The 18,108-nt window shown below is 61.1% G+C and carries 17 protein-coding genes; 11 read left to right on the forward strand and 6 right to left on the reverse strand.

What is annotated here, in order from left to right; translation table 11 throughout:
• Nucleotides 1–278: 278 nt before the first annotated feature.
• From AB1555_15360 to AB1555_15380, 5 genes are all read right to left on the reverse strand, one after another.
• The gene (locus AB1555_15360; GenBank protein ID MEW6248073.1) at nt 279–1,301 is read right to left on the reverse strand and encodes a hypothetical protein; all 1,023 of its coding nucleotides are present in this window, start codon (nt 1,299–1,301) and stop codon (nt 279–281) included.
• A gap of 115 nt (nt 1,302–1,416) precedes the next feature.
• Complete coding sequence (locus AB1555_15365; GenBank protein MEW6248074.1) at nt 1,417–1,878, reverse strand: response regulator; 462 nt, start codon at nt 1,876–1,878, stop codon at nt 1,417–1,419.
• 202 nt (nt 1,879–2,080) lie between these two features.
• Nucleotides 2,081–3,454 carry a sigma-54 dependent transcriptional regulator gene (locus AB1555_15370; protein ID MEW6248075.1) on the reverse strand — a complete coding sequence of 458 codons (1,374 nt, stop codon included), beginning with the start codon at nt 3,452–3,454 and terminating at the stop codon, nt 2,081–2,083.
• Nucleotides 3,451–5,013, reverse strand: coding sequence for an ATP-binding protein (locus tag AB1555_15375; GenBank protein ID MEW6248076.1), 1,563 nt, complete (start codon nt 5,011–5,013; stop codon nt 3,451–3,453). Before AB1555_15375 ends, AB1555_15370 begins: the two co-directional genes overlap by 4 nt.
• A gap of 35 nt (nt 5,014–5,048) precedes the next feature.
• Nucleotides 5,049–5,933, reverse strand: a complete 885-nt coding sequence (locus AB1555_15380) for a hypothetical protein (protein MEW6248077.1) — start codon at nt 5,931–5,933, stop codon at nt 5,049–5,051.
• A gap of 366 nt (nt 5,934–6,299) precedes the next feature.
• Here AB1555_15380 and AB1555_15385 point away from each other — a divergent pair, with 366 nt between their 5' ends.
• Nucleotides 6,300–7,442: a hypothetical protein gene (locus AB1555_15385; protein MEW6248078.1), complete on the forward strand. Its 1,143-nt coding sequence runs from the start codon at nt 6,300–6,302 to the stop codon at nt 7,440–7,442.
• Between the two features lie 76 nt (nt 7,443–7,518).
• Here AB1555_15385 and AB1555_15390 read toward each other — a convergent pair whose 3' ends face one another.
• On the reverse strand, nt 7,519–8,067 hold the full coding sequence (locus AB1555_15390; GenBank protein ID MEW6248079.1) for a DUF3365 domain-containing protein: 549 nt from the start codon (nt 8,065–8,067) through the stop codon (nt 7,519–7,521).
• Between the two features lie 410 nt (nt 8,068–8,477).
• On the opposite strand from AB1555_15390, the gene AB1555_15395 reads away from it, so the two are divergent.
• The 10 genes from AB1555_15395 (at nt 8,478) to AB1555_15440 (ending at nt 17,981) form a co-directional block, all read left to right on the forward strand.
• A complete protein-coding gene (locus AB1555_15395; protein MEW6248080.1) occupies nt 8,478–9,707 on the forward strand; it encodes a substrate-binding domain-containing protein in 1,230 nt (409 codons plus the stop codon).
• Nucleotides 9,708–10,568, forward strand: a complete 861-nt coding sequence (gene modA / locus AB1555_15400; protein MEW6248081.1) for a molybdate ABC transporter substrate-binding protein — start codon at nt 9,708–9,710, stop codon at nt 10,566–10,568.
• A gap of 85 nt (nt 10,569–10,653) precedes the next feature.
• Nucleotides 10,654–11,346 carry a hypothetical protein gene (locus AB1555_15405; protein ID MEW6248082.1) on the forward strand — a complete coding sequence of 231 codons (693 nt, stop codon included), beginning with the start codon at nt 10,654–10,656 and terminating at the stop codon, nt 11,344–11,346.
• Between the two features lie 64 nt (nt 11,347–11,410).
• Nucleotides 11,411–13,165 carry a porin gene (locus AB1555_15410; GenBank protein MEW6248083.1) on the forward strand — a complete coding sequence of 585 codons (1,755 nt, stop codon included), beginning with the start codon at nt 11,411–11,413 and terminating at the stop codon, nt 13,163–13,165.
• Nucleotides 13,166–13,616: 451 nt separating this feature from the next.
• Nucleotides 13,617–14,441, forward strand: a complete 825-nt coding sequence (gene modA, locus AB1555_15415) for a molybdate ABC transporter substrate-binding protein (protein ID MEW6248084.1) — start codon at nt 13,617–13,619, stop codon at nt 14,439–14,441.
• 40 nt (nt 14,442–14,481) lie between these two features.
• The gene (locus tag AB1555_15420) at nt 14,482–14,787 is read left to right on the forward strand and encodes a hypothetical protein (protein MEW6248085.1); all 306 of its coding nucleotides are present in this window, start codon (nt 14,482–14,484) and stop codon (nt 14,785–14,787) included.
• 330 nt (nt 14,788–15,117) lie between these two features.
• Nucleotides 15,118–15,321 (forward strand): TOBE domain-containing protein, encoded by a 204-nt coding sequence (locus AB1555_15425; protein ID MEW6248086.1) that lies wholly within the window; start codon nt 15,118–15,120, stop codon nt 15,319–15,321.
• A gap of 40 nt (nt 15,322–15,361) precedes the next feature.
• Nucleotides 15,362–16,222 (forward strand): sulfite exporter TauE/SafE family protein, encoded by an 861-nt coding sequence (locus tag AB1555_15430; GenBank protein MEW6248087.1) that lies wholly within the window; start codon nt 15,362–15,364, stop codon nt 16,220–16,222.
• Nucleotides 16,219–16,893 carry a molybdate ABC transporter permease subunit gene (gene modB / locus AB1555_15435; GenBank protein ID MEW6248088.1) on the forward strand — a complete coding sequence of 225 codons (675 nt, stop codon included), beginning with the start codon at nt 16,219–16,221 and terminating at the stop codon, nt 16,891–16,893. The genes AB1555_15430 and modB overlap by 4 nt, the downstream gene beginning before the upstream one ends.
• Nucleotides 16,878–17,981 (forward strand): ABC transporter ATP-binding protein, encoded by a 1,104-nt coding sequence (locus tag AB1555_15440; GenBank protein ID MEW6248089.1) that lies wholly within the window; start codon nt 16,878–16,880, stop codon nt 17,979–17,981. Before modB ends, AB1555_15440 begins: the two co-directional genes overlap by 16 nt.
• The last annotated feature ends 127 nt before the right edge of the window (nt 17,982–18,108 follow it).

Raw genomic sequence — 18,108 nt, forward strand, 5'->3', positions numbered from 1 at the left:
GTTTCAAGTATGCTTCCCTCCTTCATGGCTGCGCTTGCCCGTCTCGCAACGCGACTCCCGGGTACCCGTTGCTCTTTCATCGCAACGGGTGGAACGCGACGAACCGTCGTGAATCATGCGGGCTAGAGCCAGGAGTCGAACCCCTCGCCCCTTGCCTCGTGCCTCTGGCCCGGCCATGATGTTCATCATGCCGGGTACCCGTTGCTGGGGCGCCTGTTGCTCTTCTGTTGCAATGGGCCAAAGCAACGGGTCGCCGCTGAAGGCTCATGGAGATTGTTCTATCGCATCAGCACGGTGCCTGTCTTGCTCCAATAATAAAAGATGGAAAGATTGGGATAAATGGACTCGATCGCATTCTGACCTGCAACGGTAAACAGGACGCCGGCGGCTCCGACGAAATTCGTGTCGCCGAACCGCCACTGGATCGTGGGCTCGAGGCCGATGATACTGAATCCGCTCCGCTGTCCCCGGTTGATCGCATGGCCGTCGGCGCGCCACGCGAGTCCGTGCAGGGTGACCAGTTCCAACCCGTAGCCGAATCCCGTTTTGTCGTTCAGAATATGCTCGAACGCCAGGCGCGTGTTGACCAGATCGCCGGTGTACGTCGTCTCTCGGCCTTCGCTCCCCGGCGCGGCGTAGGTATAGAAGACACCGGCCTGGACGCGAAACGGGCGGATATTCTTGCGAGCCATGATCCCTTCCGTAAAAGCCACTTCGCCGAAACGGGTGGCGGGAAAGCGGCCGATCGGGGCAAAGCCGCCGGGCGGCCTGCTCGTGCCCGTCCATTTCCCCGTCGGCAGAACGATGTGATTGAACAGGGTGACCGACGGGCGCCAAGAGCCCGGGTCCTGCACGATCGGCCGGTATTTGATCGCCAGGGAGGTGTCGCCCGGGCCTGTGTCGGTGTCCACCTTGCCGTTTTCTCGAGCCCAAAAGGATTGAAGCGAGGTCGTGGCGCCGAACTGGATATGGTCGGTGACGCCGTATGCGAATTCGAGGGAGGGTTCCTGCACGCTATACAGATGAACCGGTCCGCTCTTGCGGTCCGAGAAGAAGCGAAAGCGGTTGTCGAAGGAATGCTCGCCGATCTGGGAAAAGATGAAAGGCCGAAGCAGAGACTGTCCCTTGGGCTGGAGATCGACCGCCGTGTGCAGGATCGGACCGTGCGAGAACGGGTTCCAACTGTTCCGGTATTTCCGAATGTCTTCATCGGAAGGTATCCAACTCGAAGCGTGGACCGGCTGCGCGCAGACGGCCTGCGCCAATTGTGCCCCCATCAACATCATCAACACAATCCGCACGGACTCTCCGAGGTTCGCGCGCGGCTTCGCCTCCGCGCCGCTTCGTCCGAGGACGACGTGATTGCCGGCACACAGATCGGGAGCGCATGGGAGCGATGCGTGAATGAGACTCCGGTCAGCATCGGGATTCGATCGGGTGGGGAGTTCGATTCCAGTGCAGCCAATGCCGGCAGAGGTCGTGGGCGAGCGTGGAGAGCTCTTCGAATGTGCCCGGCTTCACCACGTAGGCCGACGCTCCGGCTTCGTAGCAGGCGCGGATGTCGCGCGGGTCGTCCGAGGTCGTCAGCATGACGATGGGGATAAGGGGCAGGCGCGCGTCGGCTCGAAGCCGGTACACCAATTCGATGCCGGTCATATCTCTGAGATGCAGGTCCAGAATGATCACTTGCGGGAGCGCGGGCTGCGGCGAACGGGCCTGGGCTTGGAGCAGGGCCAGCGCAGACTCAGCGTCGTGCATGGCCAGGGTCGACTCGCCGAACCCCTGCTGAGCGATCGCTTCCTGCAAGAGCTCGCACTCGCCCCGGTTGTCCTCGACCAAGAGGATGCGCTTGCCGGTTGCCGCGGTCGCGCAGTGCATGGTGCGTCTTCGTGCCGGGTGAATGCGGGATGACTCAGCAAATGAAATGCCGCATCGGAACGACGAGCAGAACGCTCAAAGCTGATTGGAAGGCGTTGAGAAATCGAGGAAATGGATCTTTGGGTGAGGCACGAGTGCGAGTACCGATGGAGCGGTCATGAGGTCTCGCCCTGGAGAAATTCCAGGGTGGAGGGGAATTTTTCTAGGAACCGGACTGTTCCTCCGTGACCCCGTACTTGCGCAGTTTTGTGAGGAGCGTCTTGTAATCGATACCCAGGGTGCGGGCCGTCTGAGTTTTGTTCCCGCCGTGTTCCTTGAGGATGCGGAGGATATGTTTTTGTTCGGCTTCGTCCAAAGAACGCGGGGGCGCGGTGTGACGAGAGGAGAGTCGGTCCTGTGCGGCAGGCAACAGGGCCGCCAGTTCGTCCGGTTCGATGGTTGGCGCGGCGCCGGGCGGCGACAGGAGGACCAGGCGCTCGACCACGTTGCGGAGTTCCCGGACATTGCCCGGCCAAGGGTACGCGGCCAGGCGCTCGATCGACGGCTTTGAGAAGACACGGGGAGGCAAGCCCGGCGGCCAAAGCGCCTGCAGGAAGCCTTCGGCCAGGAGAGGAATGTCTTCCGGCCGTTCCCGCAGCGGCGGCACGCGGAGCGTCACGGTGTTGATCCGGTACAGCAAGTCGTCTCTGAATCGTCCTGCGAGAACCAGATCCTGAAGGTCGCGGTTGGTCGCACCGATGAACCGAACATCAGCCGTCAAGATTCTCGTCCCGCCGACCTGACGATACTCTCCTCGATCCAACACCCGCAGCACGCTGACCTGCATGGGCCCGCTCATCTCGCCGATCTCGTCTAGAAACAACGTGCCGCCCTCGGCCGCGGCGATCAGACCGGATTTCGGGGCGACGGCGCCGGTGAACGCGCCTTTTTCGTATCCGAACAGCTCGCTCTCCAGCAGGTCGCCCTTCACCGTGCCGCAATTGACAGCCAGAAACGGAGCGTCCCGGCGAGAGCTGAGAGCGTGAAAGGTGCGCGCGATCAATTCCTTGCCCGTGCCGGTCTCGCCCTGGATCAACACCGGCGCGTTGGACGGCGCGATCTTCCGCACCAGCTCCATCAACTTTCGCCAGGCGAGGCTCGTACCGTGCAGGATCCGGTCGACGCGCCGGGCTGCCGACTCCAGACGAAACGCCAGGTTTTCGCGGCGGAGCGCGCGCACGGCTTTTAGCTTGGCCAACGCCGCGGCGACCTGCGACCCGTCGAACGGCGTCTCCTTGACGAGGAAGTCCCAGGCCCCCGCCTTGATGGCCTCGACGGCGGCTCGAATTTCACCGTGTCCGGTCAGCACGATCACATCCACATCCGGTTGATGTTCGCGCACCCATTCCACTACCGCGCGTCCGTCCACGCCGGGCATGCGGAGGTCGGTAATCACGCAGTCATAGGACGAAACCTTGAGTGCGTCGAGCCCGGCCTGCCCATGCTCGACCATGGTCACGGCGCAGCCTTCTTGCCGCAGCGTCTCCTCCAGGACTAGACGGACGAACTCTTCGTCGTCGATGACGAGCACCTTCATGGAACGTCCTTCATCGGGAACGCAAGATAGAACACGCTCCCCTTGCCGGGCGAAGATTCCGCCCAGACCCGACCACCGTGTTTCTCCATGACCAATTTCACGATGGCCAGCCCGACGCCCGTCCCTTCAAATTCCGATGGAGCGTGGAGGCGTTCAAACAAGCCGAAGATGCGTTCGGTCTCTTTAGAGTCGAACCCGATGCCGTTGTCTTTGATCCACAGTACGTATTCATGAGCTGTCACGGTGCCGCCAATGCAAATCTCAGGAGGAACGTCGCCGCGCGAGAACTTCAGCGCATTGTCCAAAAGATTCACGACGGCCTGCCGGATCGCTGCGGGATCTCCCGGGATCTCGGCGGCCGGCAGATCGACGGTCACGGTCGGCGCCGGGAACGGCGCGGACTGCAGGCGATCCGACACCACTGCGTGAACCAGCGCCCGTAGATCCACGCGGACCCTGGGCAGGGTCTGTCGCTCAAGACGCGAGTAGCGAAGCAGTGCGTCGATCAGGGCAATCATCTGAAGAGAGGACGCGTGGATCTTCGCGGCATAGCCCGAGGCCGTCGGATCCATCGTCCGGCCGAACTTGCGCTCGAGCAGCGAGGAAAACCCTTCGATCTCGCGCAACGGCGCTTTGAGGTCGTGGGCGACGGAATAGGTGAAGGCTTCCAGTTCCTTGGTCTTGCGTTCCAGCGCGCGGGTGCGCTCCCGCAAGGTGGCCAGCATGGCGACGAGTGATGCGGAGAGCATGCCGACTTCGTCCTTGGAAGGCCAGAGATCGAACGAAGCCGACAGGTCTTGACGGGCCACACGATCCGCCGTCGTAGCCAGGTGTGTGAGCGGCTGGGCGATTTGCTTGTTGAAGAGGGCGTAGGTGGCTGTGATGACCAAGGCCAGCAGCGCCACCAAGGCCAGAGCCACCCCGCGCGCGCGGCTGACCAGCAAATCCCCTTCGCGCTTCATCTCCATGTCGATTCGAACGTGCGCGTCCGCGAGCTGATCGAGGCCGTCGGTCAGCTCCCCGATCAAGCGATCGGCCTGCTGCGCGGGGGAACGCGAACCCGGTCTCGTCGCGCGCGCCGCGGAAAGATAGGTCTTCCAGTTCGCCGTCAACGTCTCAATGGCTGATTCGATCCGCCGGATGGCGGCGTCTTCCTGATCGGCCAATGCCGTTTGGTGATGGTCGGTCAACATCCGGTAGAGGATAGGATGGGTGCGGGCCGCATGCGTGGTTCGATACAATTCCAACGACCGATTGATCGCAGCCGCATGCGCGTTCAGGCGATCCAACGTGTCCTCCAAGCCGTCCGACGATTTCCGTTCCAAGAACACGTGGTAGATCAGGTTCAGCTCCAGCGTTTCCCGCTGCATGGTAGCCGCGGTAATGATCGCCGGAACGGTGATCCGTTGATGCCGGTCGACGTAACTGTTGATGCGGACGAGATAGATCAGGATGGCGGCCAGACTGAACGCCAGGACGGCCAGCATGACGCTGGAGGAGAGGACGAGCTTCTGGCCGATCGTGAGACGGCGAAACCAGCTCGTCAGACCGCCGCGCATGGCGTAACGTACCATAGCGGCGGAAGCGGTGCCAGCTACCGCATCATCACCTTGCCGCTCTTGCTCCAATAATAGAAGAACGAAAAATTCGGATAAATTGCGTTGATGGCGTTCTGTCCGGCCACTGTGAAGAGCACGCCCGCAGCGCACAAGAAATTCGTATCGCCAATCCGCCACTGAACAGAAGGCTCTACTCCGATCACCGAAAACCCGCTTTTCTGGCCCGCATTGATCGCGTGTCCGTCGAAACGATGAGTGAGACCGTGCAAGGTGACAAACTCCAGGTTGTAGCCGAATCCATGTTTGTCGCTCAGGATATGCTCAAAGATCAGGCGTGTGTTGATTAAATCGCCCGCGTAGGTGGCTTCGCCGCGTTCGTTCTTGAGGCCGGGGGCGGAATAGGTATAATAGACGCCGCCGCTCCAGCGAAAGGGCTGGAGATTTTTTCGAAAGGCCAGACCGGTCGTAAAACTCACCTCCCCGAACCGAGTGGAGGGAAAGCGTCCGATTGGGGAAAACCCTCCGGGAGGTTTATCCGTCCCGGCCCACTTGCTGGTTGGAAAGGCCACCTGATTGAACCAGTTGACGCTGGGCACCCAACTGTCCGGGTCCTGCACGACAGGACGGTACTTGAGCGTGAAGGAGAGATCGCCCCAGCCGGCGTCATTCGTCACCTTCCCGTTCTCCCTGGCCCAAAAAGCTGACAGCGCGGTTTGCGCCCCGAGTTCCCAATGGTCGGTCAGGCCGTACGCAGTCTGAATGAACGGAAGCTGCGCACTGTAAAGGTGGACGGGGCCGGCCTTCGTATCGGTCGCGAAGCGCAGTTGATTGCCGAAACTGCTCTCGCCGATTTGCGAAAAGATGAGGGGCCGAATGTACCACTGCCCTTCCGGCTGGATGTCCGGCGAAGAAATCAGCATCGGCCCGTGCGAGAGGGGATTCCAACTTTTGCGGTACTTCCGAATTTCCTCTTCGGTCGGTACCCACTGAATCTGGGCGAGCCAATCGACTATATCGGTTGCGGTTGTTACGGAAGGTGAAGCCAGGAGCAGGAAAAGGACGCCGAGCAGAAGGAGTGGCGGGCGTATGCCTTTGCCGAGGCGAGCGCGAAGAAGCTCCGAGTTTGTCACGGAGCGAGTATAGCAACTGGCGAAAGAGAGAGGAAGGAGCTTAAACCGTAGCCGGTGCAAGATGGTCGCCCGCGGAATGCACCGCCGGAAAGCATGGAGGACGGTATGGCCAGTCGTGCACTCCCAGTTCACCTGTGTGTCGGAACCGAGTGTCTGATGAGAATCGGCGCATTGCTCGCGCCTGTTCTGCTTCTGTCGGGCTGCGCCGAGATCGGCGTCCCGGCGCAGGGCATCATCGTCGTCGACGTCAAGGCGGGCGAACGGCACACCTGTGCCCTGACCTCGTCCGGCAGAGTGAAATGCTGGGGGTTCAACCACGACGGTCAGTTGGGTGACGGCACTCAAACCGATCGGGGCGCCCCGGTGGACGTGGTAGGTTTGACAAGCGGAGCAAAGGCGATTACGACCGGATGGCGGCACAGTTGTGCCGTGACCTCGTTGGGCGGCGTGAAATGCTGGGGGAACAACCACGATGGGCAGGTCGGCGACGGATCGAAGGACGACCGGAGGACGCCGCAAGACGTGGTGGGCTTGTTGGCGCGGGCGACCGCCATTGCCGCGGGGGAGCGGCATACCTGCGCCGTCACCGAGACCGGCGGGGTGAAGTGTTGGGGGCACAACCACGATGGGCAGCTTGGGGATGGGACGAGGAAGGATCGGGTCACCCCTGTCGACGTGACGGGGCTGACCAGCGGCGTGGCGTCCATCACGGCGGGGTGGCGGCACACCTGCGCACTCACCACAGCGGGAGGGGTGAAATGCTGGGGGAACAATCACGATGGGCAACTTGGCAACGGAACGGAGAACGATAGTCCGTTGCCTGTCGATGTCGTCGGGCTGACGAGCGGCGTGACCGCGGTCGCTGCCCGCTGGCGGCATACCTGTGCGCTCACAAGCGCCGGCGGCGTCAAGTGCTGGGGAGGAAATCACCGCGGCCAGGTCGGCGATGGAACCAGGCGCGACAGAAATGTTCCCGTGGATGTCGCAGGGCTGACCCATGGTGTGAAAGCGATCGCGTGCGGATGGGGCCATAACTGCGCCCTGCTGACCGACGGTGGAGTCAAATGCTGGGGTAGTAATCATGAAGGGCAGCTCGGAGACGGCACCGGTAAGGACCGAAATGCGCCGGTCGATGTCGTACTGGCTCTAGCCGGAGTGAGCGCCATTACCGCGGGAGGAGAGCATACCTGCGCAGTGGTGAAGGGAACGGTCCTCTGTTGGGGGGCGAACGAGGACGGACAGCTCGGTGACGGGACCTTCAAGAACACGCTTGCGCTGAAACCCGAGCCCAGTGACTGACCGCCGGAGCGTCTGCCGCACGCATGAGAAGGACGGAACTCCCGTGCCTCAAACGTAGGCTTTTGCGCCGATCGCTTCAACGCGTGTTCAGTCTCACTACAATGGCCCCCATCACATCCCCCTGCCTGAAATCGCGCTTGGGACTGGCCGGATGGGTGTTGTGACAATCCGCGCAAGCCTGGACGATGGCGAAGTCCGCGGCAAGGCCCTTAAATTGGTCGGCGTCCGCAAACGTCACGACTTTCAAGTCAGGATTTCGGGCCAGTTTCTTTAAGGCTTCGGCCTCCGCCTGTGTCTTCGGCAGATTGGCCGGGTTGATCGGCGTCAACCCGATCAGCCCTAAGTCGAAACTCCTGATCTCCGCTCCGGCCGCTTTGACGAACTGCGCCGGCAGCATGATCGCGTGGTCTTCTGTGATCCACTGTTCGCTGGGCTTGACCCCCACCTTTTCGGCTTTCTCGACGATGGTTTTGGAATACACCGTACGGAAAGCCTGAGCCGTCTCCAGCACGTACCTAGCCGTTGTCTCGAGCGGGTTGTCGGTGGCTTGGACCAGAGAAACGGCGAGGCCGATCGACAAGGCGATCACCGCGCCATTCGCCGGCATCAAATGAAAGTGTTTCATAAGAGCCTCACAAACAAAGTTGGTCTGTCGAGCTGTGTGTAGGGGGTACTCCTTGCAGGCGCGGTTTGTCAAGAATCGTTCTGCCATGATCGCCTTGGCGCCGCTGCAACCACGAGCGGTTCCGCCGTGAGCTTCCACCGCGCGGCCATCGGGTAAGGCCCGCGCGAACGCCCCGGGTTCGCTCCCGAAATACGGCTGTCCCGGGAGTGAGTGCAAGATGACGAGTCGAGTCCTGAAAAAACGGCCGGACACACACAGCCGGCGTTTCCCCATCGGCACGGTCCTCTGGCAGGGCGGATTCGGGAGGTGATGCGGACGCCCCCTGCCTCGGTAGCGTTTCAGGGCGAAAAGGATGAGTGACAGTATAGTTGACAAGATATCTCCTATCGGCGTATAGTTTGCGCCCGCTCATGGGCGAAAAGCACAAGGCTGAACCGGCTTCCAATATCGAGAATCGCCTGCAGACCATCCGCATGGCGCGCGGCCTTTCGCAAACCGAACTCGCGAGGTCGGCGGGCATCACGCGTCAGGCGGTTTGCGCCATCGAAGCCAATCGGTATCTGCCCACGACGGCCGTAGCGCTTCGTCTGGCCGGCGCGCTGGGTTGCCGCGTCGAGGATCTTTTTAGCCTGCTGACGATCGGAGAGCACATCGAAGGCGATCTGGTCGGCAGCATCCCCCTTCATGCATCACATGCCGGTCAAGCCCGCGTCAAGGTCGCACGCATCGGAACCCGGTTCGTCATCCGTCCTGTCTCGGCGCTGGGCGAGATCTTGAACTTCACCGTGCCGGCGGATGGGTTACTCATCGGCCCGGCAGGTGGTGAGCGACGAACGGTCAAGCCGGGTAGTCGGGTCACCGTGCGGTTGCTCAGGGATCGTCGCGGGGTCGAGCAGGAGGTTGCCGTCGCCGGCTGCGACCCCGCCATCGTGCTGGCCGGTGAATATCTGCGGCGTCATCACCACGCGGCGACCGTCGTCGGCTGGACGATGGGCAGCGCGGCCGCGCTGGAGGCGCTCAAGCGGGGGGAAGTCCACATGGCCGGGCTCCATATCGTCGATGCGAAGTCGGGCGAATCGAATCTCCCGTATTTGCGGCGGCACCTCACGGGCGAAGATGTCATGGTGGTGACTTTCGCCATTTGGGAAGAGGGGCTGCTGGTGCGGAGTGGGAATCCGAAAGGCATCCGGAATATCGGCGACCTCGCGCGCGAGGATGTCACGTTGATGAATCGGGAGGGGGGGGCAGGAGCGCGGTTGTTGCTCGATCAGAAGCTGGCGGCGACGGGAATCGATCCGGCGCAGGTCAACGGATACCGCCATGTAGCGCGGTCACATTTTGAAGTCGCGAGAACCGTGGCCGAAGGTCGCGCGGATGTGGGCATCGGCATCCGTGCTGCGGCTCGCTATTACGGACTGGACTTTATCCCGCTTCAAGAGGCGCGGTATGACTTGGTCGTCCCCAAGGCGGTGATCGCTTCGCATCCGACTCTCTCGGTCCTGTTGGACACGATCGTCAGCCGGCCGTTTCGCACCGAGGTGGAAGCGTTGGGCGGGTACGATACGAGGGAGACGGGAACCGTCAGAAGCCTGCGGGGATCGCGTGTCGTCCACGCGAAAAGCAGAAAGGAGGAAGGCTAGATGATCGTTCCAATCAGAATCGCGGCGTCTGCCCTGGTGTTCTTGTGCGTCGGACTGTTCTGCCGGTTGGAGCTCGCACGGGCTGAGTTGTTAGTGATTGCCGCCTCACCAACCGTCAAGGTGCCGCTCGAAGCGCTCGGCAACGCGTTCGAAGCGCAGTTCCCCGGCACACGGGTTCGGTTGCATGTCGAGCCTGCGCTGGAGCTGCGCCAGACGATTGCCGGCATGCAAAACAATTTGATGGTCAACATCCACCGGGGGCGAGGGCTGATTCATCTCATTGCACCGGGGGGCGACGAATTGCTCACCCGCCTGGAGTCCAAAAACTACATCCGGCCGGGGTCGCGTCGGCCATATGCGGTGCAGCCGTTGGTGCTGGTGGTGCCGGAGTCGGTGGTCGAGGCGCCGATGACGTTCGAGGCGCTGGCACAGGGTGAGCGCCTGCGGATCGTCATCGCCGATCCGGCCGTGACGATCCTGGGGCAGAAGAGCCGAGCCCTGCTCCAATCGCTCGGACTCTGGCAGGCCGTGAACGGGCGGTTGACTCTCGCTGCGGATGCCCGCGGCGTCATCGATCACCTGATGCGAGGAGAGGCCGATGTGGGCATCCTGTTCGGGCCTGAGGCCGTACGAGAGCAACAGCGCATCCGCATTGCGGCAGTTGCGAATCACGGACAGACGGAGGCGGTGGTCTATTCGCTGGCTATGGACGCCGAATGTCCGGACCGAGCTCTCGCCCAGCGATTTATCGAATTCACGCAGGGGAGGGAAGCGCAAGCCGCGTTGCGATCGCTCGGGTATCTGTCGCCGGTCGAAGCGTTGAATGGGAAGGCGCCGGAGGCGATGACGGCGGGCCGATAGGGATGGCAGGAAATTTTTTTTATGAGGAAGTTGTCAACTATAGCAGTCAGAATATCATTCATCCTGACTAGAGGAGGACAGGGGCATGACCGACAACGAAGAGAGCGTGATGAGTCGTCGCCGGCCGCTGAAGCAGTGGAGCAAGCGGGTTCTGACAATTGTTCTGCTGGGAACCTTCCTGGCCGCAGCCGGGTGCGCCAGGCTGCCGTATACCACGCAGGTGGTGCAGGAAGATCAGCGGGTGCTGGTCGCCATTCAGCGGGAGGTTGTGCCGGTGAGCTACACCCATCCGGTCAAGCTGAGCGCGCAAGAGATTCGAAGCATTCTGAAAGGCTTTTCGATCCGGGAGAAAAAGGCATTGCCGTTGCGCTGGTTTGCCGAAGAGAAACCGCCCCAACCGCTGTTTCGCGAGGATGAGCTGAATGTGCTGGTTTCGCATCTCTCGGTCGCTCTGGAAAAGGTCGGGCCGAGCGACCGGGTCGCGTTTTCCGTGTTCGCGCCCGGGTTCAATCCGGCGGTCGCTCGCGATACGACGTCGGGCTGGATCGCCGTGCGCGATCCCTACTGGCATCTGACGATCGATCATTTTCACGTTCAAATCCCCACCAGGAAATCCGATCAGTACGATCCCAATTATCCGCTCGTGCCGCCGGTGCCGGGCAACTACCTCCTCATGTTCGAGCCGGGACGGTTTTGGGTCACTGATCCAGCGAGGGGTGTCCGGGCAGTGGACTATCGGGAATTTCTCAAGTCGGCGGAGTCGTTACCGGCCCGGTGATGCTCGTCCGTCAGCGCATCACGGAGCGGTTCTCGCGTCGTTCGGATCGAAGGGAGGAAGATCTATGAAAGGTCAGGACGTGGAAGCGCAGGCCGCCGGTCGCGACGCCGGTCGTTTCTGTCGCTGGGGCACGTGGGTCTTGGTGGCGGTCGGGTTTATCGCCTGGAGCGTTCCGGCCATGGCCGTGGAAGGCGGAAAGCTCATCGAAAAAGACGGCAAGTACGTCTTTGTGGAAGATCAGGATCCGGCGCTCAAGCTGCTGTTGGAGCGGGCCGTCAAACAGGGATGGATTACCGAGGAGGAATACGAACGGGTGAAAAAAGAGTCGGAGGAGCGCGCCTATCTCCTCTCGCCGAGCTTCAAAGCCTGGTACGACCGGGGTTTTAACTTCTCGATGAACGACAACAGCTTCTTCCTCAAGATCCGGTTCCGGGGCCAGATGCGCTTCACCCAGCGGTTTCAGAACGACGCCTGGCGGAACCCTGGCGACGCGAAGAATTTTCCCGAGCTGCTGGGCGTCTTCGGCGATTATCGGGCGACTCGGCTCGGGGCGACCGCGTCAAGCTTCAATATTCGGCGCGCCCGGCTCTACTTCATGGGGCATCTCTTTAGCCCGGACTTCAAGTATTACACCCAGTTCTCCGGAGAGACCGCGGAGAACTCGCAGACCCCCAGCGCGGTTCGGGTGCTCGACTTGGCGCTGACCAGCTCACATGTTTCCTGGTTGAACGTGCAAGCGGGGCAGTACAAGGTGTTCTTCAACCGTGCGCAGATCAACTCGACTGCGTCCATGCAGTTCGCCGAGCGGGCGCTCGTCATGGATGCCTTTACCGCCAGCGGCCTTGACCGGCGGGACATTGGCCTCACGATCATGAACGACGAAGAAATTTACCCCGTCAACTATTACTTCGGAGTCTTCAACGGGGCCGGTCCAAGCTTCAATCGCCTGGGCGGGTTTTTCAGCGAGGAGCCGACCCCCGGGTGTCCGGGCGGCACAACGGGCCAGAATCCCTTTCCTTCTACGACCGGCTGCGCGCCGCCGCAGCGGAACATCAACGCGAACCTCCGGTCGAACCTGAACCAGCTCATGTACTCGGCCCGCGTGATGTGGAACGTGATGGGCCGGCCCGGGTACGGGGAAGGCGACCTCGCCTACTCCGAGACGCCGCAGATGGCCATCGGAGGCGGGTTTTCCTACAATCCAGCCGTAGACACAAGCTCGAACAGCTCGTTTATCGGCACCGACCTCGCCAACCTCAACTTTCGCCGGCAGCTTGCCACCTTTGGGAATGGCCGTGCCTTGGGTTGGGGTGTTGTGGATTTTGCCACCTGGGGAGTGGACGGAGTCTTCAAGTACCGGGGGTTCTCGCTCCAGGGCGAATATTATTTCAAAAATATCACCAGGCATAACAAGGGGCTGCCCTGCATGAGGGCGGTCGCGAACAACGACCCGAACACCGGCTGCACGGCGTTCGCGCCAGGACTGCTGGGCAATTCCATGGGCTGGTATGTCCAGAGCGGATACTACCTCGTTCCTCGCACGCTGGAGGTGGCCGCCCGCTATGCCTATTGGGACCCGGACACCAACTCGGCGGATGATCTTGTGCGACAGGTGGATGTGTCGCTGAACTGGTTCCTGGGAGGGACCTACGACCACCAGATCATGCTGACGTTCAGCAACATCCAGATGGGGACCGGCGGCTATGCGATCGGCCGGAGCGATCCGCTGCCGCCCGGTTCTGGCTCGGTGCCCCTGGACGCGGTTGGCGGGACGCTGATCCAGAACATGATTCGGGTCCAGTACCAGCTTTTCTGGTGAGCCTGCATTCTGAGACGGACGGTGCATAAGGGGCCCCTGTGCGGGGAGAAAGGAGGACCGGTGTTGGGATTGCAACGACGCCCGACAACGTGGGACCGGGTGAATATTGTGATTGATCCTAGACAAGTTGAGGCGAGGCGATATGGAGCCTCGTTGCTCAGCTCGATGCAACGGGTGACACGGACGTTGAGCCTCTGAGCGTCAGGCACATTGCATGAAGAAGAGCAATGGGTGCCCCAACGAAGCTGGAAAGCTTTTTCAACATCCTGCTACAGCTCCGCCTGGTCACCCGTCGCATCGGGGAGTTCACGCGTGTTCCTCCTGGCTCCCCGGAGGGGGAAGGGGACTCGCGGTGTCGAGGCCTCTTCCTCCCTGTGCAACGAGTGAATGATCGAGGATGCACCACGGCTGGGGAAACAGAGAACAGGAGTAACCATAAGGAGACACTGAGATGACAGACAATGCTGTGAGGCGATGGATGTGGTCAGAACCGATCGTGACCGGTCTCTTAAGTCTTGCGATGACGGCGTGGCTGTGCTGGGTGCCGTCGGCCGATGCCGGCGAATTGACGGTGGCGGCGGCGGCGGATTTGAGCTACGCCTTCAAGGATTTGGTCGCGGAGTTCGAACGACAAACCGGAGAGCACGTGAAACTCTCTTTGGGCTCATCGGGTAATTTTTACTCGCAGATTTCCAACGGCGCCCCCTTCGATCTGTATTTTTCCGCCGATATCGGATATCCAAGGAAACTTATTCAAGAGGGCCTTGCCGTGCCGATCTCTCTGTACCACTATGCGACGGGACGCATCGTGCTGTGGGTGCCGAACGGCTCGAAGCTGGATGTGACGAAAGGGATGGATGTCCTGCGTGATCCGTCGATCAAAAGAATTGCCATCGCCAATCCCAAACATGCTCCCTATGGGCGGGCGGCGGTGGCGGCCATGGAACACTTCAAGGTCTATGACCGGGTGAAGGACAAGCTCGTACTGGGCGAGAATGTCTCGCAGGCGGCCCAATTTGCGCAGTCCGGGGCCGCCGATATCGGGATTATCGCGCTTTCCTTGGCGCTCGCTCCGCCGGTCCAAGCCGTCGGAACGTATTGGCTGATCCCTCAGGAGGCTCATCCGAGGATTGATCAAGGAGCGGTGATCGTGAAATCTTCGAGGAATCAGGACAGCGGCAAGAAGCTTCTGGAGTTCTTGCAGACACCGGCTGCGAGAGCCGTGATGAAACGGTACGGGTTTCTCCTGCCAGGGGAAGATGGTGCGGCGCCGTGACCGTCCGCACGGCGACCGGTTGTGCTGGTGGAGGATTGCCGTGAAGGCAGTGGCAGCATGTGTCGCCGTTTTCGTGTGCAGTGGCTGCTCGATCGGAGCGACGCTGGTCAATGAAACTCCGAACGGCGGGGTCGTCACCTATGCATTCAAGGATGAACGGGGCGGGCCCGTCGTCTCGCCTTACCGCAAACGGGCGCTCGAATTGATGGCGGACAGATGCCCCCGAGGCTATCGCGTGATTCGAGAAGGCGAAGCGCGGAGGTACGGCACGGGAGCCGGGTTTCGGGAAGGCATGGAAGACGAGCCGATCGGTCGGCGCTGGGGCATTCAGTTCGAATGCAAATGAGAACCAAGCATGTTCTGCATTGTCTACTGGGGATCGGCCTGCTGGTCGCGGTGCTGGCATGGGCTGAAGACCGGGTTTCGAACGCGCCTCACCATTTGAGCACCTCGCAGACTGCAGATTGTCCAGCAACGCCGTCCTCAAGCGCGGTCGCAGTGAGTGAAGAGGCGAGGCGCACCGAGGACCCGTTGCTCTGTTTGATGCAACGGGTGAAACGGACGTTGAGCCTCCGAGCGTAGGACCCATTGCAAAAGGGACGCAATGGGTGCCCCCAACAAAGCTGGCGGTCTGTTTCAACATCCTGCCTGTGAGCGTAAATAAAAGGAGGGCATCATGAAGCTCAGCGCGCGGAATCAATTTCAAGGCATGGTAACGAGCATCAAAGAGGGCCAGGCGATGGCTGAAGTGGTCGTCAAGATCGGCAACCTGGAATTTGTGGCGGCCATTACGGATGGTTCGGTGAAGAACATGGGATTAAAGGTGAATGACTCCGTGCTGGTTGTCGTGAAAGCGACGGATGTCCTGATCGGGAAATAGGGTGCAGATGGATCAAGCTTGCCGGTCTCAGGCGCCCTTCGTGGCTGATCCGGATGTGATGCGTGCGGGAGGGCGTCGGTCCGCGATGGCCTTGGCGTACGGCGTGCCGATCGGGATGTTGGGCGGTTTGATCGGTTTGGGCGGTGCAGAGTTCCGCTTGCCGGTGCTGGCGGGCCCCCTGAAATATCGTGCGTGCCAGGCGGTGGCCCTATATTTGGCGGTCACGCTGGCGACGGTCACGGCGGTGTTGGGCACTCGCGGCGGGGCTCTTCCGCTTGACTCTTTCGCACGTCGTATTCCGGCGATGTCGGCGCTGATCGGCGGATCGGTCATCGGCGCGTCGTTCGGCCCTGCGTTAGGCGGTCGGTGGTCCGATCGGCACCTTGATCGAGTGGTGTTCGTTCTGTTGGTCGGCCTTGGCTGCGGATTGATGCTCGACAGTGTTCTGATCCATGAACCGGTGAGGCTGATCGACCGTTCGGCGCCAAGCCGGGTCGGAGCGGGCTTCTTCTTCGGCGCGGTCATCAGGCTTATCAGCGGTCAGTTGGGTGTGGCCGGAGGTGAACCCCTCATTCCGACGCTGATCTTTGCGTTCGGATGGGACATGCAGACCGCCGGCACGGCGAGTCTCCTAATCAGTATGCCGATGGTGGTGATCGGCTTGATCGGTCACGCCAGGCAAGGCTCTTTCACGGACCGGCGGGCATGGGGTGAAACCGTGCTTCCGATGAATGTAGGGTCGATGCTCGGCGCGGTGATGGGAGGCTTGCTGGTCAACGCGGTGTCTCTTTCCATGCTCAAGACATTGCTGGGGGTGATTCTCATCATTTCTGCGTGGAAAGTCTTTCTAAAAGAACGGCCGTATGAACGAGCTATCGGACGGGAGGGGGCTCGGTCTTGAACTGGACCGCGATTTGGCTCACGCTGAAGCTCGCATCCCTCACGTCGCTTGTGCTGCTGGTGATCGGTCTGCCCATCGCCTATTGGGTCAGCTTTTCGCGATGGCGGTGGAAATTCCTGGTCGAGTCGGTCGTGGCGCTACCGCTGGTCTTGCCTCCCACCGTATTGGGATTCTACATCCTCGTCGCGATCGGACCATATAGCCCGGTCGGCCGGCTCTATGCGGACCTGGTCGGCCATCCGTTACCCTTCACCTTCGAAGGGCTACTCATCGCCTCGGTTCTCTATAGCCTGCCGTTTGCCGTGCAACCCTTCGCCTCAGCCTTTGATCAAGTCGATCGGCGGCTCATCGAAGCGTCCTGGACGCTGGGGGTCTCCAAGCTCGGCACCTTCTTCAAGCTTATTGTCCCGCTATCTATGGCCGGCGTCATCACCGGTGCGGTGCTGAGCTTCGCCCATACGTTGGGCGAATTCGGGGTTGTCTTGATGGTCGGCGGCAACATCGAAGGCGTGACGCGCACGGTCTCGATCGATATTTATGATGAGGTCCAGGCACTGAATTATGCCGGGGCTGCGAAGACCGCCGCATTTCTTCTGGTTGTCTCTTATGCGGTGTTGCTCGTCGTCTACGCCATGAATCGAAGGGTTGGGGCGGCATGGCCGCAGAAATGATCGTCGACATTGCGAAGTCGTTTCCGGGCCGGCTGACGATCGACGCCCGTCTGACCGTGGCCCTTGGGCAATCCACCGTTCTGATTCTCTTCGGACCGTCGGGATCCGGCAAAACGACCATTCTCCGCTGTGTCGCCGGGCTGGAATGGCCTGAGCGGGGCCTGATCCGTTTCGTGTCGCAGACTTGGCTGGATACGGCAAACGGTATACGAGTCTCACCTCAGGACCGACGCATTGGTTACATGGCGCAGGATTACGCGCTGTTCCCGACCTATTCGGTGGCCGGCAATATCGCCTATGGGCTCGGCGATCTCGCCACCAGTGAACGCGATCGTCGGGTAGCCGAAGTCTTAGCCATGCTCCAACTCCAAGGCTTGGAACGGGCGAAACCCGCTCAACTCTCGGGAGGCCAGCAGCAGCGGGTGGCCTTGGCGCGAGCGATCGCGCGGCGGCCGCAATTGCTCCTGCTGGATGAACCGCTGTCCGCCCTGGATGTGCCGACGCGTTCCCGTCTCCGCAGCGAACTGCGAACCCTGCTGAGGCAATTGTCCTTGCCGTCGATCGTGGTCACGCATGATTGGGCGGAGGCGCTGACGCTCGGAGACCTGATGGCGGTGATTGGTGAGGGCCGTGTGCTGCAGGTCGGGACGCCGCAGGAGGTTTTCAGCCGTCCACAGAATGCGGAGGTCGCTCGAGTCGTCGGAGTGGAAACAGTGGTGCGAGGAAGGGTGGTCGGCGGTTCACAGGGGCTTACCACAGTGGAAGTCAACGGGATCAAACTTATGGGGCTCTGTGCGGAGGACATCGGACCGGATGTGTTCGTCTGCATCAGGGCCGAGGATGTCATTCTTGAGCCGGTCGGGACTGGCGCCACCAGCGCGCGCAATCACCTCCAAGGGGTTGTCAGTGAAATCGGTTCACTGGGCGCGTTGGCCCAGCTTCGTCTTGACTGCGGGTTTCCGCTGACGGCGACGGTCACACGGTCTGCGTTAGAGCAACTTGGTCTTGCTCCCGGTGTGCCGATCGCCGCTGCAATCAAGGCAGGAGCCGTCCATCTGATTCCACGACGCGATGGACAGGCTGCATAGGCTCGGATTGTTCTCTCCCCAAGTTTTGTGGATATCCCTGTGAATAAGTCCACTCCGCCACGCTCAGACGCGGCAAATGATCAGCGCTCTAACAACTTGCCTAATTTTTGAGCATTGAGTCTGAGCC

This window comes from Nitrospirota bacterium (assembly GCA_040755395.1).
In the GTDB taxonomy this organism is placed as follows: domain Bacteria; phylum Nitrospirota; class Nitrospiria; order Nitrospirales; family Nitrospiraceae; genus DATLZU01.